This is a genomic window from Paenibacillus sp. L3-i20 (assembly GCF_022180385.2).
Taxonomy (GTDB): Bacteria; Bacillota; Bacilli; order Paenibacillales; family Paenibacillaceae; genus Pristimantibacillus.
Map to the genome: position 1 here is coordinate 199,915 of NZ_BQME02000001.1, position 24,239 is coordinate 224,153.

The window sequence follows — 24,239 nt, forward strand, 5'->3', positions numbered from 1 at the left end:
TATGGAGCTGCAGTCGCTGACACCTGAAGTTTGGATAAAGGAACGGAGAAGACTACTTGGCTTTATCGTTCGATTCGGGGAGAAGCGAATTACCGTCGCTGCTCTTCATGCGCTGCGCAGCCTTGATGAATCTTGGCTTAAAGTTGACGAGAGCGGCCTATTTAGGGCAACTGTCATCATAGCAAAACAAAATGGAAGATTGACTGGCTTAGGCTTCGCTTCAGATGGAGGAGACGGTGGTTGTTTGATCGTCGTCCATCCAAGTGCTCGCAGAACAGGCACAGGAAGTGCAATTATGATGGCAATGATGAATACCCTCGGAAAGTTGGCTTGCCATGTTGCTGCTGACAATATACCAAGTATGGCTCTCTGTTTTGGGCTAGGTATGAGAGCTGTATCTATCCATAAAGGACCTACCGGCAAATCAACGCTTCGATTTGAAAGGGGAATCCATCATGACTCAGCCCATTCTGGGCATATTGACGCTATATCTCAATGATTTCGGTGCATTGGAAGAAAGGGCTATTTATCAAAAGATGACCATAGAGGGAAAAAAGCTTGGTCTACAACTATTCGTATTCACTCCACAGGATGTAAATTACAATAAAAATCGCATTTACGCATTATTTTACGACCCCGAAACGAGCAGATGGAGCAGAAAATGGACCAACTTCCCGCATCTTATCTTTGACCGTTGCCGAATTCAAAAATCGCACCGTTATGAGCAACTGTTGAAGTTTCGTTCCAAATATAGCCATCTACGATTCCTTAATCGCCCGCTTCGCAATAAGTGGGCGATTCATTCTATATTATCTAAAGATGCGAAGTTGAGTGCATTTTTGCCTAAGACGCGTTTTATCGAAAAAACACAGGACGTGCATGATATGCTGCGCATCCATTCGCTTCTTTATTTAAAACCAGTAAACGGTACTGGAGGCCGCGGCATTTTGCGAATCGAAAAGGGAAAGGATGGCTCCCTTCTTGTTCAAGGCAGAGATCAGTTGCGCCGGATCGTACAGCCAAAAAGAATGAGCAGCAGTCAACTGGACAGTTACCTCTCAGATTGGAACTTGAAGGAAACACGATATATTGTGCAGCAAGGAATTCAACTAAAGCTGCGAAATGGACGGGTTCATGATTATCGTTTGCTCGTTCAGAAGGATGGAAGCGGTCAATGGCGAATAACCGGCTGTGCAGGACGTGTTGGAGCTCCGGGAAGCATTACAGCAAACTTGCACGGCGGGGGCAGGGCAGTTAAGTTTGATCAACTGCTGGGAGAATGGTTTCAGGATGATCAAAAAATTAGTAGCATCAAAGCCGATGTAGAGCGCTTTGGTATTGAAGTTGCGACATATTTGGAACTTTGCTACAGCGCTCTCTGTGAGCTTGCAATCGACATCGCAATTGATAAAAGAGGTAAAGTGTGGATGATCGAAGTTAATCCAAAGCCTGCGCGCGAGGTGTTTATTCGTGCTGGTGAAAGGGATGTTTATCGTAACGCGATTGTTAAACCGCTCGAGTATGCAATTTGGAAGTTCCAACAAAAGGAAAACATTGTCAAGACCAACAAACAGGCAGACCGAGAATAATTCACGGTCTGCCTGTTTGTTGTATATGAATTATTACCTTCTTATTAAAATGGCTGCATGCCAAGTGTATCTACTTTTTCACCGGTAATGTCTACGCCCATCGTCTTCGTAATATCACGATAATGACCTGCGCGTCGTTTCACCGAGCTGCCTTCCGTCTCACCCAAGTTTGCCTCCAAGCCGTTAAGAACCATAATCGTTATGCCGAACCCTGGCTGACCAAGCCCTTTAGCGATATGTGCTTTTGTAGGCTTCCACTTATTAATAATTACATCGTGAGCTGAAGGCTTTGGATCTTGAGGTGTCATCCAGAACAAGATAGCTGTCATGAAACCTACTTTCCCATCCGCTGCGACAATTTCCGGATTACTTAGCAATACATTTTTGTCGCCATAAATGATCGAGCTGAACAAGCCATAGTTGAAGTTCCAGCTAAGCATGATTGGACCACGTCCATAATAACGTTTATCCTTTACGCCCGGATATAGTGCAGCACTTGCCTCATCAACGAATGCAGACGGATTGGTGCCTGTTCTGCCCGCAATATTTTCATTCCAGAACAGACCCCACTTCAGTTCACCGCCAGGAGCAGTGGACCATCCTCCACCAGTTTCATGTGAGAGATTAGCGAGGAATGCAGCTAATTCACGTTTACGATCCTTCTTAAAACCTTCCTTCAGGAACGTCCCAAAATCAATGATAGCGGTTACAATTTCTTGCTTCTTGTTTTTCGTTGAATTGAAATCACTGGAACGAGCAACTAATGTCTCAATTCGAGCATCCTTATCCAGCCTATAAATTTCTTGTACACCTGGACTGCCCTTTCGTGAACTAACTTTCAGCTTAATGTTCGCAACTTCGGTAACAGCATCAATCAGGTTATTATACGAAAAATAATCCTTTTGATCCCCTTTAAAATACTCTTTACCTTTTGCTACTTCATACCAAGCTGGGGAGCCTAACCGATTTGGAAAAAGTGCTTCATAATCCTTTTGCGACAGTAAGCTCTTGACAGCCTCCACAGCTTTATCTGGCTTATATTCTGGATCGATTCCGTCCCACTGCTGTCCGATTTCATTCAGAGTAAGGAACCGATTTTCTCCTACCGCCAGTAGACTTCCTTCGAATTTTGCCTTGTCAGTATGCTTCACCGCAAATTGCGATGCGTGACTTAGCGCTGATTGCTTGCCATTCGAAGATGATGCGGCTGATACTGTAAGCGGTGTCAAAATTAAAGCTACTCCAAGTGAACAACAGATCGTGCGGTGAATAAGTTTACCGGATAACAGCTTGCTCCATTCTGGCATGTGCAGGTCTCCTTTAAAAAAAATTCATTGCTTTTCCAATTTAATCATTGCCGATCCCATTGTACATAGAGCCAAACACATGCGCTTAAAGACATAGTTTCCTTATTCCGATTATTTTTTCAACCGACTAAATGACTGCTTAGGTATGCGGTTGGCATGGCTGATGTCGAAAAAAGCGCTGCCCGACAAATAGGATCGACCCCTAGAACTATTGCCGCTCATACATTAGTAATAGAGGAAAATACAAAAAAAATAACTGTCGAATGAGACTCGACAGTTATAGTGTATTATTTAGTACTCCTGCGAAATTTAAGTGCTATTTCAAGTTAATCACCCTATAAGAGCTCCCTAAAGTCGAATATATGTACATCTGCGTCTGCCAGCTCTGACTCCCGCCCATAGCGAGCATAAGCACAGCCTATTGTCTTCAAGCCGTTAGCCTTTCCTGCTTCCACATCAGATGAACGATCGCCTACCATCCAAGTCTCCTCAGGGTTAAGATTATGATCCTTCAATAATATAGAGACTAGATCAACCTTACTCGCTGTATTATATTGACCCGCACTATAGATGCCGTCAAACAAATCCGCAATCCCCCGATGTTCTGCTACTCCCTTTACATACTCCTCAAGACCATTGCTTGCAACAAATAGCTTTATCCCATTGCCCTTCAATCTTTCCAACGTTTCTTGCACATGAGGATATAGTCGACCTTCATTAGCTGCAAGTCCCTCTAGCTCATATTGCAACAGAAGAACGTCTGCTCGCTCGCGAGCTTTTTCGGTACTACTTGGCATTAACTGCTTCCAAATGTCCTCTAATATCATGCCTAGACAACCTAGAAGTTGTTCAACAGGCGGCGTCTTCTCCATATATAAATGTTCTTCACGAAGAGTTTGAAATACACGTTTATGCACGGGGATTAATAGCGTATCCGTCTCAAATAACGTGCCGTCCATATCAAATATGACTGCTTTTGGTTGTAAACTTTTCTCTCTACTCATCTAGTAATCTTCCTCCCATCTCTTCTACTTATCATACTGGACGTATTACGAGCATCGCAACCTATAATGAAATAATTCGACAAACTAATTGACTCACCGCAATGCTATAAACGCCGTTCTTCCTACCCCATAAGTGCCTAAGTAAGCGCCGCTTGCTAGAAAAGCAGGCTCTGTAAGAACGCTGTGCACTTCTGTCATAAAAACAGTTCCGTCTAATACGGTACGTAGCACAGCGGTTGCAGCAATAATAAAAAAAACGAACATCGCAAGACATGCAACCCCATCGACTATTTGTCTAGCTCGCTCCCACTTCCAGCTTAATACAGCTAAAGCTGTAGTGAAAACAATAAAGACAGCACTAACCATTACAATCATCCACAGTCACCTCTTGTATTAGTTTGTGTATTATTCCACTTACATAAACCTAGTGCTATTGATTAAATCGGGCTAATATGTCACACTGTTTGGTGGACAAAGGGTTTATAAAATCCTCGTAAAGAAAGGATGTGACAGTATAGCTATGACCAAATGGCTGCTACGCTCTATGACAGAGCTAACTTCTCGTAAATGGATTTCTAGAGTAACTGGAACGTTTGCACAGTCGGCTCCCAGCCGCCTCCTGATTCCCCGTTTCGCCAAGCTGTACGGCATTTCGATCGAGGAAGCAGAGAAGGAACTGTCGCACTATAGCACGTTAAACGAATTTTTCACTAGACGGCTTAAGCCGGGAATGAGAAATATACATAGTGGTACTCATGCGCTAGTTAGTCCCGTCGATGCTCTTGTAACAGGTGCAGGGGAAATAAAAGAGGGTACGATCGTTAATGTTAAAGGACAAAATTATACTATCGATGAGCTTTTGAACGGATCACCACGAGCAGCTAATTATAAAAATGGATACTATATGGTTCTTTACTTAAGCCCTACTGATTACCACCGAATTCATGTACCTGTTACTGGTCAAGTAGTCGAACGTGAACATATTGGTGGAAAAGTATATCCCGTCAACGATTTTGGGCTTACGCATATGAAGCGAGTACTAAGTCGAAATGAGCGACTTATCACGTATATTAAACATAATAGCGGCGAAGCTGCTGTTGTGAAGGTTGGTGCTATGAACGTTAGTAGTATCAAATACGTCCAGCCAATCGTTAATTCCGTAGAAAAAGGCGATGAACTAGCTTACTTTGAATTTGGATCAACAGTTGTTCTAGTGCTTGAGGACAATACCTACACACCACGCAAAGATTTGCAAGTTGGGCTAAAGGTGAAGATGGGCGAATACCTAGGAGAGCTTAGCGAGTAATTGATTCATGCCTAGAATATGTCAGCATTAAAGAACAGACTGCCGCTTCTAACCACTTACGTGGTGTGAAACGGCAGTCTGTTCTTTTTGAAATATAACTTGGGGATATTTATCTAATTTCTGAAGGACTACGTCCAGTATACTGCTTGAATTGGCGGCTAAAGAAAAAGATGTCACGATAACCAAGCGCATCCGCTACTTCTGTCACATTCATGCCCGCATGCATAAGCAAATGCTGTGCTCGCTCAATGCGTGTACGTATCATATACGTCTGCACAGACATTCCAATCATTTCTTTAAACTTCATAGAGAAATATCGTGGTGACAATTGTGCTCGACTTGAAAGATCCTCAACCCGGTGAGCGATACTTGGGTTTTGTCGAATATAATTAGCAATCTCATGTATGGCCTCAGTCAATTGATTGCTGCCCTTCTTCTCGACAGGCGCCTGATGGTCGGCCCTTAGAAGCTGGATCAACAGCGCTTTTAGAACCAATTTCGCTTCTTCCTGTGCTGCATAAGTTTGTACGAGAAACAGTCTTACATATCTCGACAACATATATTCAAAATCCACCGTATCACTTAGCATACGATAACGTACTGGAATTAGATCAATTTGTTCGTTTACTGCAAAATGAATATACGTTAACACAAACGGCCTCTGCGGATGATGTGTTGCACTTGTGTAGTCGCCTGGACGAAATAAAAAGCAGCTGCCTGGTCCTACTTTATAATGAACACCATTGACCTCGACTTCTCCTTCACCGCTCCATACATAAAAAAGATCGAAATTTGCCATCGGTTTTTCACGTCTTGCCCATCTCCATCCTGGCTCGCACACAATTTTGGCGAACGCAGGCAACAGACTCAAACTGTCCGGCGATATTTGAAGCATAATTAATACACCCTCCATTACAAATACTGCTTAACCGTTTTAATTACTATTTTACGATAATCTTGTCCTACTATTATAAAACAACATCGCTATCATTCAATAGGAAACGTTTGAAGTGAAGAGTTGCAATATTCCGAAAAAAATTCTATTCGACAATGGTTTGCACCGATCAAAAATGTTATAATATCACGAACCTTAAAGATACTAAAATGAGTGATTTCGGAAGGATGGAATGAAGTCGATGAACCCACTGGCTCAGCAGTTAAATGAGACGTTGCAGAAAGAAAGTCCAAACGTCTATGCGATGTTGTCAAACTTAGGCAAAGCAATCTATTTCCCGAAGGAGGGCATTCTTAGTCAGTCCGCTGAAGCGAAGTCGAAAGCGACCAAATTTAATGCAACGATAGGAATCGCTACAGAAGGCGGACAGCCGATGCATCTAAAGGTCATTCAAGATACACTTAGCGCTTATAATCCAAAAGATATATATGAATATGCTCCACCAGGCGGTAAACCTGAGCTGCGAAGTGCATGGCGTGCTAAGATGATTAAAGAAAATCCTTCTTTAACTTCTGGCGGATTCGGTAATCCTGTCGTAACAAATGCGCTGACACATGGCCTAAGCATAGTTGCTGACTTATTCGCGGATAAGGGAGATTCCGTAGTCATCCCTAATAAAAATTGGGAAAACTACGAATTAACTTTCGGCGTTCGCCGTGAAGCTAACATTGTAGAGTATCCGCTATACAATGAAGATATGCGATTTAATAGTGCTGGATTGCGTGAAGCATTGCTTGCTCAGAAGGATAAAGGTAAAGCGATTGTTATTCTCAATTTCCCGAACAATCCAACGGGCTATACACCAGGCCAACAAGAAGGCGATGAAATTGTCGCAGCAATTCGTGATGCTGCTGACGCAGGTGTTAACATTGTAGCCGTTACTGACGATGCATATTTCGGTTTATTCTTTGAAAACTCCCTTCAAGAATCATTGTTCTCTAGACTAGCTGAAGTTCATCCGCGAGTGCTTGCTGTGAAAGTCGACGGAGCTACTAAAGAAGAGTATGTATGGGGATTCCGTGTAGGTTTTATTACTTACGCATCTAATTCTGAAGCAACGTTAGCTGCTTTGGAGCAGAAAACGCTCGGTATTATTCGTTCTACTATTTCCAGCGGTCCGCATCCTTCCCAGACGTTTGTGCTTCATGCGCTGCAATCACCTCTGTTCGAAGAGCAAAAAGCTGAAAAATATGACATTATGAAACGTCGTGCAAATGAAGTTAAATCTTTGCTCGATAGTGGACGATATGGCGATGTATGGGGATATTACCCGTTTAACTCAGGTTATTTCATGTGTCTCAAGTTGAGCAACATAACTGCCGAAGCTGTTCGCACCCATCTTTTGAACGAATACGGAATTGGGACAATTGCTCTAGGTGAAACTGACCTGCGCGTTGCTTTCTCCTGTATTGAAGAAGAAAACTTAGAAGAACTTTTCGATACGATTTATAAGGCAGTAACTGATCTTACTGCTTCTTGATCTTACACTTTTAATGTTACAAGCGTAAACGGCTAAAGCCGTCCTTTGGAGGCTTAGCTTTCGTTTCGTGGAGAAATATAAGTCTCTTATATAATGAAAAACTTATAATTTCTTATATTTTAAACAAAAAAGCCTCGTAGTCCGATTCAATCGGAATACGAGGCTTCTCTTATGGTCCAAATCCCTTAAGGAACATTGTTGCTACTCTTCCTCTGCCTCAGTTAGCACCTTCTTCCGATACCTCGACGGACGAATGCCTATGTAGAGGAGCATTACAGCAATAGCTACGATTGGAGGCAATAATATTCCATGCCATAGCAATGGCAGTGCTGCTGGCAGCCATAGCAACATTAGTCCTGTAACTAATGTAGCACGGTCAATTCGAAGTAACTGCTCGACCTGTTCGCCAGCCGGTAATGGGAATACATGCTTCCACACAGAATAACGGTGGACTGCTCTTAGACCACCTGTCTGGAGCCCGAAAACTACCGCAACTATCCCATAAACAAATATCGCTCCCCAACCTGCCAAGCTCGCGGCATCAGCTAGCCAATAAATAACTAGAGAACCAAGCAGCAAAATACGAACTAATATACCGCCAATTTCCGTTCGAAATAAAGAAGCGGCATACAAATACACGAACGTATTTCTTTGCGCAAAGGGGATTCGTGGAAGTATCCACGCAAGATAGGTTCTCCTTGATACGCTTGAAGACAACGTTGGCACGTCAATAAACATACCGAAAAAAACATAATATCGCCTGCGCGTCGTTCTCTCTTCTGCAATTAGTCGCTCCCAAGGAAAACGCTGTTTTTGTGGAAGTCGATAACAAAACGCTACTAATATACTGCACAAAATCGTAAATAGGAGAGCTTGCCACGGAAGGGCAATTAACCAAACCATTATCGTTAAACCCGTCAATATCCAGCGCAGCACTCGAAATGTGTTTCTAATGCTTGTCCAAGACATGCTGCGCTCTCTCCAGCCTGCCACTACATTACCTGCTTTGAGTAAGATTAAGATGAATCCAAGCAGCCATGGACCGCTTATTTCTTCACCTTGTATGTAAATCGGTACATACAACAGGAACACAGCAGCGGCAATTAGTCCGCTTACCCGAATAGAACGTTGGAATGAACGACGAATATAAGGTACTAGTTCATGCTCCCTGGGCATTAAAAACACAGTGTCAGCCATCACCAAAAAAGTTCGGAGCGGGCTCCAGCTTACAACTGGTGTCAATACTAATACACCAATCCATATAATCGGGAAATCCTGAGGCAAATTTTTGATAAGCGTTATATAACTAATCGTAGACGCAATCAAAATAAGCGATAGAAAAGAGGGAAAACCACTTTGCGCCATATAACGGAAATAGGGCATCGTTTCACTTCGAAATGCTCTTGCCCTCTCACGCCAAAGTTGCTCTGTTCCCTTCTTTGCTTTCATTAGACCTCTCCCCCAGCAACCAACGTGTAGAAGGCGTCTTCCAAACTTCCACCTCTAGCATCCAGACCTGCCGCTGCCCGTATCGCTGCCATATTTCCTTGAGCAACTATTCGACCATGATGCATAACGATATAACGATCACAATAAGCTTCAACTGTCGATAATATATGAGAGCTCATTAGTATTGCCGCGCCCTGCTCTTTCACTTCTACAAGCTGGTTCAATAATGAACGAATACCAAGTGGATCAAGTCCCAGAAACGGTTCATCTATTATGTAAAGCGGAGGTGCAGCGAGCAAACTGCTCATAATCATAACCTTCTGCCGCATCCCCTTCGATAAATGGGAAGCGAATGCTTTCCGCTTCGGAAGCATTTGATATTGCACAAGCAGCTGATTCACTCTACGATTATAATCCTCTTCGTTAACGTTATAAGCCATCCCGCTTAACCGAAGATGCTCTTCAACCGTTAACTCATCGAATAAGAGGGGCGTCTCTGGCACGTAAGCAAATGCTTCACGGTACTGCTCAGGTGACTCCTCAAGCTTTACTCCTGCGACCTTCACTTCTCCTTGATGCGGTGTCATTAAGCCAAGAATATGTTTAATCGTAGTACTTTTCCCTGCTCCGTTAAGACCGATCAAACCAACCATCTCTCCCGCCTCTAACTGGAAAGATACATCATGCAGCACAGGTCTACGCGGGCTATAACCGCCTGTCAGTTGATTTACACTCAATATCGTCGTCAATGAATTCACCTTCAATCTGCCAATAGTATACTGCCAACTACCAGCATATCGAATTTATCCGATAATATCAAAAAAACAGTGAATGCATCATAATTGAACCCGTGCTGCTTACTCTTTATTCCAGTTTAAAGGCAGAAGATGTTTTCTTCAAATCAAGTGATAACTCATCGATAGATTTCACCATATCCGCCAATTCCTGCACCATAACAGACTGTTCGTGCATCGTAGCAGTCACTTCCTCAATTGAAGCAGATACCTCTTCACCAGAAGCAGATAAACCTTCTACTGATGACATGACTTCTTCTTTTTCCTTCTCTACAAATGAAACTTCACTCGACATCTCTTTTATTTGTTCTGAAATTTGTTGTACATGTTGGAATATCGATTCAAACGCTTCTTTCGTTTGGCCTACAAATTCATCTTGCTTTACTGAAATATGTTTGATTGTATTAACACTTTCATTATTTTCACCTACATGGGCTAAATTCTGTTCAATAATTGTACGAATTCCATACGACTGCTTGGCGCTTTGCTCCGCTAATTTACGAATTTCACTCGCTACAACTGCGAAACCTCTGCCATGTTCTCCTGCACGAGCAGCTTCAATAGAAGCATTCAGTGCTAACAAATTGGTTTGGTTCGCAATTTCTTGAATCGCCCCTGTAATTTGACGAATTTGGGTTGAGCTGTCCTCTAAACGGTCTGTAATTGCCGAAATTTTAAGTACCTCTTGTTCATTTCGACTATTGTTTTCAATTAAGGCTGAAACAACATCTTTGCTCCGCTCGAACACTTCAATAATATCGTCAGATCGCTCGCCAATCGAAATTGATTTTGTGTTAATCCCATCAATCTTGTGGCTGATAGCGTAAAATTTACCTGAGATGGATTCCGTTTCTGACGCTTGGTTTTCCATTGCTTTTGCAATTTCCAACGTTGTTGTTGACGTTTCACTCACCGATTGTGCAGCTATTTTGGAAGAACGATCCAACTGCTCTGTACTTATATTTAATACGCCAATAGAATTGTTCATATTAACGACAAGCCTTTTATTTTGAGCAACCATTATATTAAAGTTATCTGATAAATCTTTGAATTCACTATCATATTTTTTATCTGAGACTACTGTTAAATCACCGTCAGCAAGCTTGCTAAATAAGCGTGTCAATTCGATAACTGGTCGTGAAATATATCGAGACAATAAAATCCCTAGACCGATCGCAAGTAACAGCGCACATAAAGTGATCATCAACATTCGGTTCATCAATGCATTAAGCGGTTCTTTAATGTTTTTGAATGTGTCTTGGACAACAACGCTCCAATCCGCGACAGGAATTTTTGTATATCGGATGTAGCTTTCATCCGTTTCTATACTTCCTTGTATAAGTTTATCCGCAGACTTACTTTGAAGCTGCTCCGAAACACCTTGATCCTCATATTTTTGTCCAACTGCCTCTATATTTTTGGAGTTATAAATCATTGTACCGCCCCTGCTAGTCACAATAATGCTTCCATTACTATCACTTTTGGTTCCCAATAGTTTATCTAAGAAGGAAGCCGTATTTACGGTTGTAGCGAATACACCGATAACATTACCCTTTTCATCTCGAATAGGTTCAGAAAAAGCAACCAACCAGGTTCCTTTCGACTTGGACAATATTGCATCACTGATAAAAGGAGTTCCCTTTAACGATTGCTGAAAGTATTCACGATCAGATCGGGAATCACTTAACGTGTCCGGATTTGTTCCAGCGACAATTGCACCGCCGCGATCAATGATTAATATGGAGTCATTATCATCTAACCCCTTTAGACTTTCATTTAAAATTTTGTTCGATTGTACAAACAAACTGTTGTCTTCGGAGAAAAATTGTTTGTCGCTCATCGTCCCGCTAGCTCGCAGCTTCAATAAGTCTTTAATAGTAGGATGGAGCGAAACCAAATAAGCAGACTCCTGCCCCGATTGGACAGTGGACCATAACCCTTCCCCAATAAGATTGGAGCTTACTTCAATCTCCTCAATGCTTTTATCCAGCAGCAACGAAGATCCAAACATGTACATAAACACACTTGATCCAACCAGTACAATAATCACTAACAAACTAATTAATGTCGGAAGAATCACCCTTAAAGACAAATTTCTTAGCCCTTTCACTCTGTTCATCAAAATACTCAATCGTATGCCCCCCATGATGTGTAAAAAATTGATCACTCAATAATATCGGATAGTTTTTATCATTAGTGAAGAGCACTCAGTAAGTAGCACAATCAATCATAACTTAATGATGAAAAAGCTTATTTTATGGTACAAAAAAGCACCCTATATACGCTTCATATAGGATGCTTTTTTCGTAACTTATTTGATTTTTACTTAATTTCTATTGTCTTAACGATTCCATTATCACCTTTTACGATAACAACTTGGTTCGCTTTAAGTTTAGATGCATCACCGATAATCGTTACATTAGGATCAACAACATACGTTACTGTAATGTTTTGTCCGTTCTCTGTACGAGAGAGGGAGATAGACGAAAGCCTAGCTTGTGAATTGAATCCAAGTGTATGAACAGCTCCAACATCGGTGAAAGTTGTTGTCACTGGTGCTTTCTCCGTAACTTCAATAAAAATTACCTTCTGTTGATGTGTACGAACGAACAACTTATCTCCTGCTTGCAGTAAAGATAACGGTATTTTTTTATCATCTCTAAAGATAAACACATTAGGATCAATCGCTAGCGTCAATTCTGTCTTGTCTGCTTTAACAATCGTTAGCTTACCATCCTTCGGCAAAGCTTTTAGATGACCGTTTATCGCAATTAAGTCCACATCAGGAATTTCTACATCAACGTGATTAAGTAAAATGGCTAGCTCATCACGGTTAACCGATTGATTTGGATTAAAGTATTTGTTTCCGTGCTTATCTGTAGATCCTTTAATAATACCCTTCTGAAGAGCAACCGTAACATAACCAACTGAACCAGCAGGAATATCTTTAGCATCTTTAAAATCAAGTTTCGTATTATTTAATGCCTTTGCTTCATCCTCTAGTTTCATTGCCTTAACAGCCAAAATTGTTGCCCACAATCGAGAAGCGTATTGATCAGCCTTAACTTCATTATCTGATTCTAAGAAAAGATCATTTTCAAGAGCTACGGCAACATAACCAATAGCTCTAGGATATTTTTTCTTTAGTTTATCCGCATCTGCAAAGTTGAGCACTGTGCTCATCTCAGCAGCAGATTCCGCTTGGCTACGTAGACCCATCAGTCGAACAGCTGCAATTATCGTGTCGATGCGAGATACTTTATCCTTGTTTTTGATTTCATCAAAATAATCATCTCTATCTCTGTCTCTATCGTTATCATCATCGTCGTCATCGTCATCGTCATCGTCATCATCGTCATCATCGTCGTCGTCATCACGATCAAACTTATCATGCCAGCCTTTCCCTTTGCTGTGTTCGCCTCCGTTATGATTGCCTTTTGCATCTGCGAATGCGGAAGTTGCTCCTGTTACTAACATGATCAATGCCATAGATGTGATTGCTGTTTTTTTCCACAACGTATTTTTCGTCAAGAAAGCCACTCTCCTTTGGTTTCGATAGCGGAATTGCCGCATTTTACCTTCGCAAATACTATTCGAAAGGTAAGGATCGTTTAAAGGGGGTGGCTTTCAAAAAAAGATTTTTATTCTGTTTTTGGGTTTAATTGTTTCTCTTTCAACCACTTCGGTGCGCCTTTATTTTTACCTTCGCGTTTCTTCTGCGCATTCGATTTAGCTTTTGTTTGTAGCTTAGGTGCTGGTTTTGAAGATGGTGCTGCTGCTCCAACAGATGTCTTTGCGATAAGCTTACTTTCCAGAGGTTTCCTCACAGGGCGTGTTGTCCCATTAATTACAGGCTTGTCCTGAACTGCAGCAGCAGGCCTAGTTGCAGAAACACCAACCGATGTTGGTTTGTTTGTGCTTGGACGTTCATTCGTTCTCACGCTCTGGTTATGCTCTCGTGCATTTCTTGCCGCACCAGGTTTAGTTGCTTCTCTAAGCTCTTCTTCTGACAGTAGTTTGCCGCGGTACATCGCTCGCTCGCTGAGATCTATGCCAAGCTGCTTCCGGAACTTTTCCATAATAAAAAGTTCTTGAGGCGTTACGATCGAAATAACTGTTCCACTTTTGCCCATTCTTCCCGTTCTGCCAGCCCGATGAACATAATGATCGGCATCAACAGCAGGGTCAAGCTGCAAGACGAGAGGCAAGCCTTCAATATCTAATCCTCTTGCCGCAACATCTGTTGCCAGCAGTAACTGACAACGACCATCACGGAAACGAGTTAGTGTCGCCGCTCTTCTCTGCTTATCAGAATCACCATACAATGCTTCAACTGTAAAACCTTCATAACCAAGCTTCGATTCCCAGTTAGATATATTATCTGTATCATTTAGAAACAGCAGAGCTGACTTTGGATTGAGCAATCTGATGATTCGTCTTACTGTATCAGTCTTATCTCGTTTGTCACTTAAAATATAATAATTTTCAATCGTTTGGGAAACGGTATGCTCCGGCGTCAATTGCACGCGTGAAGGTCCCTTCATCCAGCGACCCTCAAATCTAGCCATCTGTTCTGGATAGGTAGCTGAGAAAAATGCCATTTGACGATTATTTCCTGTTCCGAAAAGCAATACCTCTACTTCTTTTGTTGATCCTAACTGGAATACTTGATCCGCTTCATCAATAACGACATTCCGTACATCGTGCAACTTAAGCTTCCTATTTTTGTACAACTCATGAATCCGTCCAGGTGTCCCAATGACAAGTTGTGGGCGCAATTTAAGCTTTTCTACTTGACGTTTCATCGCCGCTCCACCAATTAATTGCTGAACTCGAATACCAAGCGGCTCAGCATAAACTTGTGCAACTCGGAAAATTTGTATAGCCAGCTCTTGCGTAGGCGACAAAATAACTGCTTGAATTGCACTAGAATCTCTATTCAATTTCTGTAACAACGGTAGTAAAAAAGCAAGTGTCTTGCCCGTTCCCGTTTGTGATCGTGCTGATACATCCGCACCAGAAAGCAGCACAGGTATCGTCTCTGCTTGCACTTCCGTTGGATGTAATATGCCGTTCTTCTCTAGCTCTTGGCACAATGCATCATTAATTCCTATTTCACTCCACGTTTTTCCACTCATTCTAATACCCTCACTTATCGTTAACACTATTTTCGATTAAACAATCCACCGAACATCCGATCAGCTAGCCGCGGGAACAAACCGTAAAGCTTAATTCCAACTGAGGCAGCATGCGGTAGATCAAGCTCTGCTTTTTTCCGTTCCATCACACGAATGATCGCTTTTGACACATAAGCCGGCTTCATCATAAACCAACTCACATTTTTTACATAAGAGCCAGATGGATCTGCAATTGCAAAAAACCCCGTATCAATTGGTCCTGGATTTATAGAAGATACAAAAATTCCTTTTGGCTTAAGCTCCATTCGCAAAGCGTTGGTGAAGCCAAGCACGGCGTGTTTCGTCGCCGTATAGCTAGTTGACTTGGCCGAGCCGATCTTCCCAGCCATTGACGCAATATTAACAATATGACCATTGCCCTGCTTCAGCATGTATGGCAGAACAGCTTTCGTACAACGAACGATGCCCAAATAATTTGTATCCATCATTGCTTCGAAGCTTTCTATTGGCATATCTGTAAAGGACTCAAATTGTCCGTATCCTGCGTTGTTGAGTAAAATATCTATCTTCCCATACCTAGCGATAACAGCTTGCACTGTCTCCTCAACTTGTTTCATGTCCGTAACGTCCATTACATAATAGGAACAATTTCCTCCAATTACCGCTGCTCGCTCCTTCAACTTTTCCAAGTTCCGACCAGTCAATACTGGAATAGCACCACGGCTTGCAAGCATAGATGCTGTTATAGCACCTATCCCGCTTGAAGCTCCTGAAATGAATACAACTTTTCCGTTCAACATTCAACATCACCCACTCACAATTTTACTCCAACAATGCCTTCGAAGCAAAAAAAGCTCCCAAAAGGAGCTTCTTGCGCTTTAGGAAGCGATTAACACTTGAATGTCCAATTCTCCGATCCCTTCCATAATGAGCGGAATCGTTAATGCTTGTGTAGCATTGAAGCCAGCCGATTGTGCCGATTGAATCAGCTTTGGCGGTGTAATATCGACTCTGACACCTTGATTGAACAATATCGTGCTTGCGTTTCCACTTATCATGTTGCCTAGCTCAGAGATCGCACTTCTTACAATCTCATCGATCTCAGAAATAGCATATCCGCCCATCATAGCCGATACCATCTTAAGAGCTACCTGTTCACTAAGACCGAATACGATATCACCGTTCATTTGTCCATTAAGTCCGATCTGGATCCAAATATAATTCTCAACAAACTTAATGTCCTTGAGCCCTAACTCGCCTGTCGCAGGCTTAATCTGTACGACTTGCTCAATTACGATTTTTGCTGATTCAAGAAACGGATTTATATATTCTGCCTTCATAGAAGAGGTTACGCTCCTTTTTCTCGACAAAATTCGCAATTTGTCTATTTTGCAACTATTATACTTGAAATAATAGGACAAGTATACTAGAAAAGACGTATATCGATCTTTAGACCTATATGAATGTTCGGCTCATTATTACATTAAACTGCTTTTTCTTGCATATTTCTACGAAAACGCATCCTTACTAAGCGTAATTTCTCATACAAAAGTTCTATAGGACGCTCTTTACTCTTATCGACATTATTCCCATACACTTGCTCTAGTACTGGTTTCAAATAACGATCTCCGACTGTTGTCAGCGCTTCCAAAATGAGTTGTTGCTCCGAATCAGGAACTGCTACTAATTCCCTATCAATTAGCGGTTCAACATCGTATCCTTCCTGATCTAGCTGTTCAATTCGTAAAAGCAACTCACGTCTTGGAATAGAAAGTTCTGATTGAATGTGATCCAATGTAACAGATTGCCCGAGAAGCGTCAGTATACGTTTCTTTTCCTGTTGTCTTTCTAACATATTCTTATATTTATTTTCCTTTTGCTTATAGAGCCAAGCTGTATACACATCTGAGTCTAGCTTATTCGATACCCAATCAAGTGGAAATACCGTTTCCCTTTCCTTTGAGGATGTTATAGCTAATATCGATGAACTATATGCTTCGTGTTTGGTCTGCCCCCAACCTGGAAGTTGTATTAATTCCTCTTCTGTCTGCGGAACATATGAACTGATCATCCATAACATCCGATTAGTTGCGACTAGATATGCCGACTTTTTCTCTGCAGAAGCAGTATTCCGACGCCATTCTCTAAGTAGTTGAAACAATTCAGGATCAGCGTTCAACTCACCATAACATTGAAGCATCGTCACACTATTGCTACTTGATGAACGTCCATTGTCTAGCATACTTTCAATAATAGGTGTAAAGCCTTGACCCATCATCTTAGCTACACCGTGACGGAAAGTTGTAATCATTTCTTCCCACGATGTACCCTCAAACCAAATATCAGTTGAAACATTACCATCTGCCAATTCTTTATCCTCTACCCAATGAACAGACCATAGTCCCTGCTCCTCGCAGATAGATAACTGAGCACTCATTATTTGATTGCCCTCCACCAGCTTCTCAAACGTGTTTAGAAAAACGATTTGCATACTTTTCACTCACCCTTCAATGGATTAAAATAGCGAGCCAATAGAACGTAATCGCGAAGGAAAACGCAAAAAAGCACCCCTCCTGCCAATGCAGAAGAGGTGCTTCCCCAAACGTTCGTTGATTCGATTGGTTACATGCTATCACAATAAAATATAATTGACAAGCAGTTTTTAAATAGTTGTTACATAAGGAATAAGGTATAATAAAACTAACAAATTCACTTCGGAGGGATATCCTATGCAACTACCAGATTACGATTTTATGTCGGATACGACCGAGGAGACAATTACTCGATTCGTAACTTTTATTACACCAAGCCTAAAAAGATTTGACCTTGCAGTAACAGCAACTAGTCGCTTCTATGGCAAAAAACTTGTTACCGATCTTCAGTCAGGGAAAACTGCTATCATTGGAGCAGATGATTTGGAGGAAGACGGGTACTTAGCATTTACTTTCAAAATTACAGAAGAGGAAGCTGTTGAGTTGACTCAATTTCTATACTTCGTCATCGGAACGGTGAATTTTACTGATTAAAAATGGCAAGTCTAATGTGGTAGTTCATGACTAACGCAGGAGGTGCTTGTTAATGAATCGGTTTGTTCAAGAGGATCGTGAGCCGTATACGGATGTTTCAACTGTTGAATCGCAGCGGAATGATCTCATTGCAGAAGAATTTCCAGAAGGTCCGTATGGATCAGACTTGTTAAGCGAATCACTCGGAAAAAGTTCGCCTTGGCGGAGTGATCAACGTTCATCCAACCGTTTCGACTATGAAAATCGTTCCCTTCATGCAGGGCTTAGTCGACATTATCCCGGTGAAGACAACTATGAAACCGAAATTCCTGAAGTTCAAGACGAACCTTAAAACGTATAATTAGGCTGTCCCAAAAGCAGGTTTCCTTACTTGAGGGTAAAGCTCGCTTTATGAAAAATAGACTATAATCAGAAAGAGCAGTGCTAGGGGATGTTATCCCTGCACTGCCCTTTCTGATTTTTGGTCTATTGCCGCCTTCTTGAGCAAATTGTAGGCGAGTGAAAGTCATTAGACCTCAAGGCTCGCATTCGGTAAGCATCGAAGAAGAAAACGTCTGAATTCTAGATTGGGGTGCGATGAAATAGCCCATCTCCCATAGCTAACGAACCCAGTAACTCTTATTTGATCAACATTGCCCTATTTCGTATTCTAATGAACTCCAGAATAACTATTTCGATAAAAGCAGCTCAGTTTTTACTATAAAGTAACTAATAACGCTACTCGGTTTCGTTAGAATGAAAAAAGAGCGTTTTTTTCGCAATTGGCATCATAGGATACGTTACAAGGGTTGACCGCTCCGTGCTGTGCGAGAAGCACCCCTGCAACAACAAAAACACGCTGCCCCAAGTAGATTACTCCGCTTATTATGGGACAGCCCCGTTAAGTTGTTTCATTACAATTTTTGGTTACGCAGGATTAAGCTCCAGCTCATCCTCATCACCACGGTTGAAAGACTCTCGATCGAATTCACCTTCGGAGTTAGCTACAAGCAACGCTGTAACTGTCGTCCCTGTTGCATTTACTGCTGTACGACCCATGTCGATTACAGCTTCTACCGCAACTACAAGTGCAATCCCTTCTAATGGAAGACCAATAGCCGTAAGTACAACAGTTGTCGAAATTGAAGCAGGTCCAGGTACACCAGCAACACCAATGGACGAAATAACACTTACAATAACAATGAGAACGTAATCTGTAAGGCTAAGTGTCACTCCATATACTTCAGCTACAAATACCGATACTACTGCAGGCCATATTCCGCCACAACCATTAAAGTTCATCGATGCTCCAAGCGGTGCAACAAAACTTGCTATTTTCGGTGAAACACGAAGGCGCTTCGTAATGACTTCAAGGTTAATTGGTAAAGTTGCAAAGCTGCTGCGTGTTGTAAAAGCTACAGCTACTGTCGGATACGCTTTTTTGAAAAACTTCAGTGGGTTAACCTTTGCAACAAGTGAAACAAGCCCACCGAACACAAACACAAAATGAATGGCCAAAGCAACATAACTTACTAAAATTAGCATCGCTAGCGGCTCTAACGTTTCCCAGCCGTATTTTGCAGCCATAACCGCTATAAGTGCATAAACCCCGTACGGTGTAAAACGAAGGACAAATTTAACGACTTGGTGCATGATTTCAGTAGCCGATCCTATAAATGCTCTAACTGGCTGAACTGCCTCAGGTTTTTTGCCTCCAATTTTAACAATTGCAATGGCAATAAATAGTGCAAAGATTAGAATTGGTACAACTTTTCCTTGCGCCGCATCATTAATCGGATTGGAAGGCATTTGATCCAAAATGACCTGAAAAAAACTCGGAATCTCACGTGCTTCGAAGTCAGCAGGCGGTGCTGCTTGGAAGCCAGCTCCTGGGTTCATCGCTGTCGCAACAAGCAAACCTATAATAGCTGCAATTCCTGTCGTGCCTAAAAACCAACCGATCGTCTTTATGCTGAGTTTTTTTAAGTAATTTAAATTCGTAATAGAAATGATACTGTTTATGACAAGTACAAATACAAGTGGTATAACGATCATACGGATAAAGTTAATATATATGGAACCAATCGTACCTACACCTTCAGTCTCGAGCTGAAAGTTATTAAATACAAGGCCTGCTCCAAGTCCAAATCCTAACGCAAGAAGGACGCGAGTTCCAAAACCTACCCGTTTTTTGGCTAGAAAATAGAGAATACCTAAAAATACGGCCGATACAAGCAATGAGATACCATTGTTCTCAAATGCTGTTAATAAATTGTTTTCCATGATGATTGGAACACTCCTTCTACTTTTTTAGCGACGAAAGTCTCCACTCTCTTCTATTATATTCCTGACACAAGAAATCTACTCAACAAGATTAATCTAGAAAATTAAAAACAGAGGTTCCCAATATATGGACACCTCCGTAGGTACGGTTTTTCTACGTTATGCAGAGTAGCTGTGTCTTATTTGGATGTCAATATGCCGCTATATCATATGAGTTTACTCGGATATCTGTTGATGATATCAGCGCTCCAATTGTTTGTCAATCACTTTCAATTTGAAAGTAAATAGAGTGACATAGCTAACCCGTTTTCCCATCATCAATTAAACACACTAAAAAATTCGCTTTAAAGTTCATGAACGGTAACTTCACTTCTAACCATAAATCTTGCATTCACACCGGCTTGCCCAATTCCCTTTGATATGTAAAAAGCACCCTTCGAGCCCTTGTGAAATCCTTTATAAATACCTTGAGAAGCAAGCTTACCTTTACGTCTAATGGAAAAAACGAACGGTACATTAAACTGTTTTCCGTGCAAATGTCCTCCTAATAAATAGCTGTAACTTCTACTTAATGTCAGCAAGAGTTCAGGATCATGTGTAATAATGATGACGGGCTTACGCTCTGTTACTTTTCTAAATGCCTTTTGGACTTGGCTATGCCCTGTTCCGTAATTATCGATACCAACCAACTCGAACGTCGGAAGCTCTATTGAATCATTACAAAGAAGCACTACATTATAGGATTTAAATATATGACTCAGACGCTTTAATGAAGGCAACTGATGGTCATGATTGCCAAGCACTGCATAAATAGGTACGTTGCAAGATGAAATTTCCTTTATATAACGTTCCAGCTTCGGTAAATATTTATTTTTATAGGTATAATCGCCGGTGAGAAAAATATAATCGGGTTTGATTTTCTCAATTGTGGACTTTAGTTTGTATGGGGAAATTCGGAGCATGTTAACATGCAGATCACTAATTTGTAAAATGCGTGCACCTATTCCGAGAGGATAATGAACCTTTTCAACCTTTAACCATTGCGTGGGAAAAATAAACAAAACGTAAAGCGAGATGACACCAATGACGAGAATTAGTATTATTTCATGCCATTCCATCGATTCAGCACTTCTCCTCATGAACTAACTTAGAATTCAATCACTAAGATAAGTATAGAGGAGATCATCAATGAACGCTAATAACTGATGATTATGACTTAAATCCCGAAATAAATTAACTTCTCTCTTGATAACTGCACAAGGAACGAAAATACTTCAGCCTCACAACTCATTCGATCAATATCATATTCGCTCAGTAAAGTATCGACTATCTGTCCAACAGTAATTGGAGATTGAAGCATCTCCCATATACGAGTTCCTGTATTTACAAGCTCATAACACTTTCCTTTTGAAGGAATTAGAATGATCGTTGTCACGTCACAAGATACGCTAAATAACAGTTCTTTATTTCTTATAATTAGCAAATGTGTCGAAAGTGACATCGACAATTCGCAAGGCATAATAATTTCTTGATTGCTTAGCATGCTTATCAATCTCTCCTCTATATTAGTAACAAATATCCATAGCCATTATTATGTCGTTGATCATAAATAAATGTTCTTTATTGAGAACGTATTAGGATTCTATCACTACTTTTTGACCCATGTCAATGATCAATCTATACATCAATTTACCATCCTGAAATTCCCAATCAAACAAAAGAAATTACTCGAAATTACACATCAATAATTTGTTGACAAGGCCGAAAGGAGATGATAACCTTATACCTAGTTCTCAATAAAGAACAAGTTTGCGGAAGTGGTTCTTTACTAAGTTCGTTGGTTAATAAATCACTTCCTTAGCACTACTAAATGAGCATTATAGTGGACAAAAGAGTTGTTCTATACCAAGAACACTTCGTCCTGTAACAATAGAAGAAGAAACGAGATCCACATAAGGATTAGACACCGTTATCAGGAGGAAATCATGAGCGCCATAAGCAGTATTTGTCACATCCATAACGAGTCTATCTCTCATGAGCATGGATCAACTCTCATGAAAGAACTATTGCGATATCCTGCAGACAACATTGATACCTGGCAGCAAGATGATATCTTCCTAGGTTGCCATAATCAATGGATAACTCCGGAATCGAGACATGAGAAACTTCCTTTCTATCACCCTGATTTGGATCTTGCGATTACTTCGGATGCCATTATTGACAATCGTGATGAACTGTTTGAAAAGCTGCAGATTCCAATTACTGATCGTAAAGAAATGACGGATAGCCTTTTAATTATGATTGCTTACAAAAAATGGGGAAAGCAAGCTCCAAAACATTTGATAGGCGATTTTGCCTTCATTATATGGGACCCTCGTGAATCTTCTTTATTTGGTGCAAGAGATTTCTCAGGGGCTCGATCACTCTACTTCGCAAAAAGCGAAGGACTAATTGGTTTCTGTACGATGATCCGCCCCCTTCTGACACTTCCTGGAATGGGAAAAGAACTATGCGAAACATGGATATCCGAATTTCTTGCCATCCCAATCACAATTGAAGCAGTAGATTTGTTTACAACTGTTTACAAGCGTGTGCGGCAAGTGCCTCCTTCCCACAGCTTTACATTGAAGGATGGACATTTAACTTTTGATCGCTACTGTACGATTGTTCCTGAGAAGACGCTTAAACTACGCTCTAACGGGGAATACGAAGAAGCTTTTCGTGAAGTGTATAAGAAAGCTATTACTTCAAGGCTCCGTACATTCCGTGAAGTTGGCGCTAACTTAAGCGGCGGTCTTGATTCTGGCTCAGTAGTTAGTATCGCTGCTAAAGAACTTCAACTGGAAAATAAAAAGCTTCATACGTTCAGCTATGTTCCTGTAGAGGACTTCCAAGACTGGACCCATCGAAGCCAAGTTGCTAATGAGAAGTCACATATTAAGGAAACCGTAAATTTCGTCGGAAATATTAATGATCAATATTTCGATTTTCCAACGATGAATCCTTTAACCGAAATTGATGATTGGTTGGATTTAATGGAATCTCCATACAAATTCTTCGAAAATTCTTTCTGGATAAAGGGAATCTATGAGCAAGCACAACGGACCAATGCTGGTGTATTGCTTACTGGTAATCGAGGGAATTGGACCGTTTCTTGGGGACCAGTAATGGATTACCAAGCATCGCTTTTGCGACAGATGAATTGGTTCAAATTAAATAGAGAAATGTCATTATACAGCAACAATCTTGGTATTGCTAAATCTCGTTTATATCGACATTTAGGCAGAAAAGCTTTTCCATCGCTTGTAAAGTTACTTGCGAGAAATTCGGAACAAGCAGTTGAGCTACCCAACTTGATTAACCCAGATTTCGCCAAGAAAACAGCAGTATACGAACGACTTGATGAATATGGCTATGACTTCTGGGGGAAAAGCACTGGAGACATCTACGATATTAGAAATCAACAATTTGAAAAGCTCTTTTATTGGACAATTACCGGCACGGTTGGTTGTAAACAATCGCTCAGACATTCATTATGGGAGCGTGATGCAACAAATGATCTTCGTGTCATTCGATTCTGCTTGTCCCTACCAAAAGAACAATCTGTACAAGATGGATTCGGTCGTTCATTAATTCGTCGATCTACAAAAAACTATCTGCCAGATAGTATTCGACTCAATCAGAAGGAACGGGGCGTCCAGGGTGCCGACGGTATTCATCGGATGTTACCTTCATGGAAACAGTTTTTGCATGAAATTAGTCAGGTTGTCAAAGATTCTGCTGTATCCGAATACCTCAACATAAATGAAATGAAAAACGCGCTATCGATGTTCGAGCATTCGCCGCGGCCTGAGCTTATCTTCGATGCCAATTTCAAAACGCTAATGCGTGGTTTAATCTTTCACCGATTTATTAGCAAATACACATGA

The 24,239-nt window shown here is 41.2% G+C and carries 22 protein-coding genes; 7 read left to right on the top strand and 15 right to left on the bottom strand.

Annotation, left to right across the window (positions count from 1 at the left end):
• Nucleotide 1 precedes the first annotated feature (1 nt).
• The gene (locus tag MFF31_RS00965) at nt 2-499 is read left to right on the top strand and encodes a GNAT family N-acetyltransferase (RefSeq protein WP_238186312.1); all 498 of its coding nucleotides are present in this window, start codon (nt 2-4) and stop codon (nt 497-499) included.
• Nucleotides 456-1,589, top strand: coding sequence for a YheC/YheD family endospore coat-associated protein (locus MFF31_RS00970; protein ID WP_238186313.1), 1,134 nt, complete (start codon nt 456-458; stop codon nt 1,587-1,589). Before MFF31_RS00965 ends, MFF31_RS00970 begins: the two co-directional genes overlap by 44 nt.
• A 44-nt stretch (nt 1,590-1,633) precedes the next feature.
• On the opposite strand, the gene MFF31_RS00975 is transcribed toward MFF31_RS00970, so the two are convergent.
• The 3 genes from MFF31_RS00975 to MFF31_RS00985 all read right to left on the bottom strand — a co-directional run bounded on the left by MFF31_RS00975 (nt 1,634) and on the right by MFF31_RS00985 (nt 4,275).
• On the bottom strand, nt 1,634-2,896 hold the full coding sequence (locus tag MFF31_RS00975; RefSeq protein WP_238186314.1) for a chitinase: 1,263 nt from the start codon (nt 2,894-2,896) through the stop codon (nt 1,634-1,636).
• A 335-nt stretch (nt 2,897-3,231) separates the two neighbouring features.
• On the bottom strand, nt 3,232-3,900 hold the full coding sequence (locus tag MFF31_RS00980; protein ID WP_238186315.1) for an HAD family hydrolase: 669 nt from the start codon (nt 3,898-3,900) through the stop codon (nt 3,232-3,234).
• Between the two features lie 93 nt (nt 3,901-3,993).
• Nucleotides 3,994-4,275, bottom strand: coding sequence for a hypothetical protein (locus tag MFF31_RS00985; protein WP_238186316.1), 282 nt, complete (start codon nt 4,273-4,275; stop codon nt 3,994-3,996).
• Nucleotides 4,276-4,420: 145 nt separating this feature from the next.
• On the opposite strand from MFF31_RS00985, the gene asd reads away from it, so the two are divergent.
• Entirely contained in the window at nt 4,421-5,206 is a 786-nt protein-coding gene (asd, locus tag MFF31_RS00990; protein WP_238186317.1) for an archaetidylserine decarboxylase, read from the top strand.
• A 109-nt stretch (nt 5,207-5,315) separates the two neighbouring features.
• Here asd and MFF31_RS00995 read toward each other — a convergent pair whose 3' ends face one another.
• Nucleotides 5,316-6,101, bottom strand: a complete 786-nt coding sequence (locus MFF31_RS00995; protein ID WP_238186318.1) for a helix-turn-helix domain-containing protein — start codon at nt 6,099-6,101, stop codon at nt 5,316-5,318.
• 241 nt (nt 6,102-6,342) lie between these two features.
• On the opposite strand from MFF31_RS00995, the gene MFF31_RS01000 reads away from it, so the two are divergent.
• A complete protein-coding gene (locus tag MFF31_RS01000; protein ID WP_238188436.1) occupies nt 6,343-7,641 on the top strand; it encodes an aminotransferase class I/II-fold pyridoxal phosphate-dependent enzyme in 1,299 nt (432 codons plus the stop codon).
• Nucleotides 7,642-7,842: 201 nt separating this feature from the next.
• Here the strand turns inward: MFF31_RS01000 and MFF31_RS01005 are convergent, their stop codons facing one another.
• The 8 genes from MFF31_RS01005 to MFF31_RS01040 all read right to left on the bottom strand — a co-directional run bounded on the left by MFF31_RS01005 (nt 7,843) and on the right by MFF31_RS01040 (nt 17,513).
• The gene (locus MFF31_RS01005; protein WP_238186319.1) at nt 7,843-9,090 is read right to left on the bottom strand and encodes an ABC transporter permease; all 1,248 of its coding nucleotides are present in this window, start codon (nt 9,088-9,090) and stop codon (nt 7,843-7,845) included.
• Nucleotides 9,090-9,839 (bottom strand): ABC transporter ATP-binding protein, encoded by a 750-nt coding sequence (locus tag MFF31_RS01010; RefSeq protein WP_238186320.1) that lies wholly within the window; start codon nt 9,837-9,839, stop codon nt 9,090-9,092. The genes MFF31_RS01005 and MFF31_RS01010 overlap by 1 nt, the downstream gene beginning before the upstream one ends.
• A gap of 115 nt (nt 9,840-9,954) precedes the next feature.
• Nucleotides 9,955-12,015: a methyl-accepting chemotaxis protein gene (locus MFF31_RS01015; protein WP_238186321.1), complete on the bottom strand. Its 2,061-nt coding sequence runs from the start codon at nt 12,013-12,015 to the stop codon at nt 9,955-9,957.
• 191 nt (nt 12,016-12,206) lie between these two features.
• Nucleotides 12,207-13,415, bottom strand: coding sequence for an S-layer homology domain-containing protein (locus MFF31_RS01020; protein WP_238186322.1), 1,209 nt, complete (start codon nt 13,413-13,415; stop codon nt 12,207-12,209).
• 110 nt (nt 13,416-13,525) lie between these two features.
• Nucleotides 13,526-15,022, bottom strand: a complete 1,497-nt coding sequence (locus MFF31_RS01025) for a DEAD/DEAH box helicase (RefSeq protein ID WP_238186323.1) — start codon at nt 15,020-15,022, stop codon at nt 13,526-13,528.
• A 26-nt stretch (nt 15,023-15,048) separates the two neighbouring features.
• Complete coding sequence (locus MFF31_RS01030) at nt 15,049-15,822, bottom strand: SDR family NAD(P)-dependent oxidoreductase (RefSeq protein ID WP_238186324.1); 774 nt, start codon at nt 15,820-15,822, stop codon at nt 15,049-15,051.
• A gap of 78 nt (nt 15,823-15,900) precedes the next feature.
• Nucleotides 15,901-16,362, bottom strand: a complete 462-nt coding sequence (locus tag MFF31_RS01035; RefSeq protein WP_238186325.1) for a chemotaxis protein CheX — start codon at nt 16,360-16,362, stop codon at nt 15,901-15,903.
• Nucleotides 16,363-16,505: 143 nt separating this feature from the next.
• The gene (locus tag MFF31_RS01040) at nt 16,506-17,513 is read right to left on the bottom strand and encodes an HRDC domain-containing protein (protein WP_238186326.1); all 1,008 of its coding nucleotides are present in this window, start codon (nt 17,511-17,513) and stop codon (nt 16,506-16,508) included.
• A 238-nt stretch (nt 17,514-17,751) separates the two neighbouring features.
• Here MFF31_RS01040 and MFF31_RS01045 point away from each other — a divergent pair, with 238 nt between their 5' ends.
• Both MFF31_RS01045 and MFF31_RS01050 read left to right on the top strand, forming a co-directional pair.
• On the top strand, nt 17,752-18,048 hold the full coding sequence (locus MFF31_RS01045) for a DUF3055 domain-containing protein (protein WP_238186327.1): 297 nt from the start codon (nt 17,752-17,754) through the stop codon (nt 18,046-18,048).
• 52 nt (nt 18,049-18,100) lie between these two features.
• Nucleotides 18,101-18,379 (top strand): hypothetical protein, encoded by a 279-nt coding sequence (locus tag MFF31_RS01050; RefSeq protein ID WP_238186328.1) that lies wholly within the window; start codon nt 18,101-18,103, stop codon nt 18,377-18,379.
• A 575-nt stretch (nt 18,380-18,954) separates the two neighbouring features.
• Here the strand turns inward: MFF31_RS01050 and MFF31_RS01055 are convergent.
• The 3 genes from MFF31_RS01055 to MFF31_RS01065 form a co-directional block, all read right to left on the bottom strand.
• Nucleotides 18,955-20,310, bottom strand: a complete 1,356-nt coding sequence (locus tag MFF31_RS01055; protein ID WP_238186329.1) for a dicarboxylate/amino acid:cation symporter — start codon at nt 20,308-20,310, stop codon at nt 18,955-18,957.
• A gap of 344 nt (nt 20,311-20,654) precedes the next feature.
• Nucleotides 20,655-21,449 (bottom strand): metallophosphoesterase, encoded by a 795-nt coding sequence (locus MFF31_RS01060; RefSeq protein ID WP_248565372.1) that lies wholly within the window; start codon nt 21,447-21,449, stop codon nt 20,655-20,657.
• Between the two features lie 77 nt (nt 21,450-21,526).
• Entirely contained in the window at nt 21,527-21,853 is a 327-nt protein-coding gene (locus tag MFF31_RS01065; RefSeq protein ID WP_238186331.1) for a PqqD family peptide modification chaperone, read from the bottom strand.
• Between the two features lie 442 nt (nt 21,854-22,295).
• Here MFF31_RS01065 and MFF31_RS01070 point away from each other — a divergent pair, with 442 nt between their 5' ends.
• A complete protein-coding gene (locus tag MFF31_RS01070) occupies nt 22,296-24,239 on the top strand; it encodes an asparagine synthase-related protein (protein WP_238186332.1) in 1,944 nt (647 codons plus the stop codon).

What these genes read in the sequence shown, in the direction of transcription:
- MFF31_RS01050 (WP_238186328.1), top strand. Translation starts at nt 18,101, where the DNA reads ATGAATCGGTTTGTTCAAGAGGATCGTGAGCCGTATACGGATGTTTCA.
- MFF31_RS00965 (WP_238186312.1), top strand. Translation starts at nt 2, where the DNA reads ATGGAGCTGCAGTCGCTGACACCTGAAGTTTGGATAAAGGAACGGAGA.
- MFF31_RS00975 (WP_238186314.1), bottom strand. Translation starts at nt 2,896, where the DNA reads ATGCCAGAATGGAGCAAGCTGTTATCCGGTAAACTTATTCACCGCACG.
- MFF31_RS01040 (WP_238186326.1), bottom strand. Translation starts at nt 17,513, where the DNA reads ATGCAAATCGTTTTTCTAAACACGTTTGAGAAGCTGGTGGAGGGCAAT.
- MFF31_RS01000 (WP_238188436.1), top strand. Translation starts at nt 6,343, where the DNA reads ATGAACCCACTGGCTCAGCAGTTAAATGAGACGTTGCAGAAAGAAAGT.
- MFF31_RS01065 (WP_238186331.1), bottom strand. Translation starts at nt 21,853, where the DNA reads ATGCTAAGCAATCAAGAAATTATTATGCCTTGCGAATTGTCGATGTCA.
- MFF31_RS00970 (WP_238186313.1), top strand. Translation starts at nt 456, where the DNA reads ATGACTCAGCCCATTCTGGGCATATTGACGCTATATCTCAATGATTTC.
- MFF31_RS00980 (WP_238186315.1), bottom strand. Translation starts at nt 3,900, where the DNA reads ATGAGTAGAGAGAAAAGTTTACAACCAAAAGCAGTCATATTTGATATG.
- MFF31_RS01035 (WP_238186325.1), bottom strand. Translation starts at nt 16,362, where the DNA reads ATGAAGGCAGAATATATAAATCCGTTTCTTGAATCAGCAAAAATCGTA.
- MFF31_RS00995 (WP_238186318.1), bottom strand. Translation starts at nt 6,101, where the DNA reads ATGCTTCAAATATCGCCGGACAGTTTGAGTCTGTTGCCTGCGTTCGCC.
- MFF31_RS01025 (WP_238186323.1), bottom strand. Translation starts at nt 15,022, where the DNA reads ATGAGTGGAAAAACGTGGAGTGAAATAGGAATTAATGATGCATTGTGC.
- MFF31_RS00985 (WP_238186316.1), bottom strand. Translation starts at nt 4,275, where the DNA reads ATGATTGTAATGGTTAGTGCTGTCTTTATTGTTTTCACTACAGCTTTA.
- asd (WP_238186317.1), top strand. Translation starts at nt 4,421, where the DNA reads ATGACCAAATGGCTGCTACGCTCTATGACAGAGCTAACTTCTCGTAAA.
- MFF31_RS01005 (WP_238186319.1), bottom strand. Translation starts at nt 9,090, where the DNA reads ATGAAAGCAAAGAAGGGAACAGAGCAACTTTGGCGTGAGAGGGCAAGA.
- MFF31_RS01030 (WP_238186324.1), bottom strand. Translation starts at nt 15,822, where the DNA reads ATGTTGAACGGAAAAGTTGTATTCATTTCAGGAGCTTCAAGCGGGATA.
- MFF31_RS01055 (WP_238186329.1), bottom strand. Translation starts at nt 20,310, where the DNA reads ATGGAAAACAATTTATTAACAGCATTTGAGAACAATGGTATCTCATTG.
- MFF31_RS01070 (WP_238186332.1), top strand. Translation starts at nt 22,296, where the DNA reads ATGAGCGCCATAAGCAGTATTTGTCACATCCATAACGAGTCTATCTCT.
- MFF31_RS01060 (WP_248565372.1), bottom strand. Translation starts at nt 21,449, where the DNA reads ATGAGGAGAAGTGCTGAATCGATGGAATGGCATGAAATAATACTAATT.
- MFF31_RS01045 (WP_238186327.1), top strand. Translation starts at nt 17,752, where the DNA reads ATGCAACTACCAGATTACGATTTTATGTCGGATACGACCGAGGAGACA.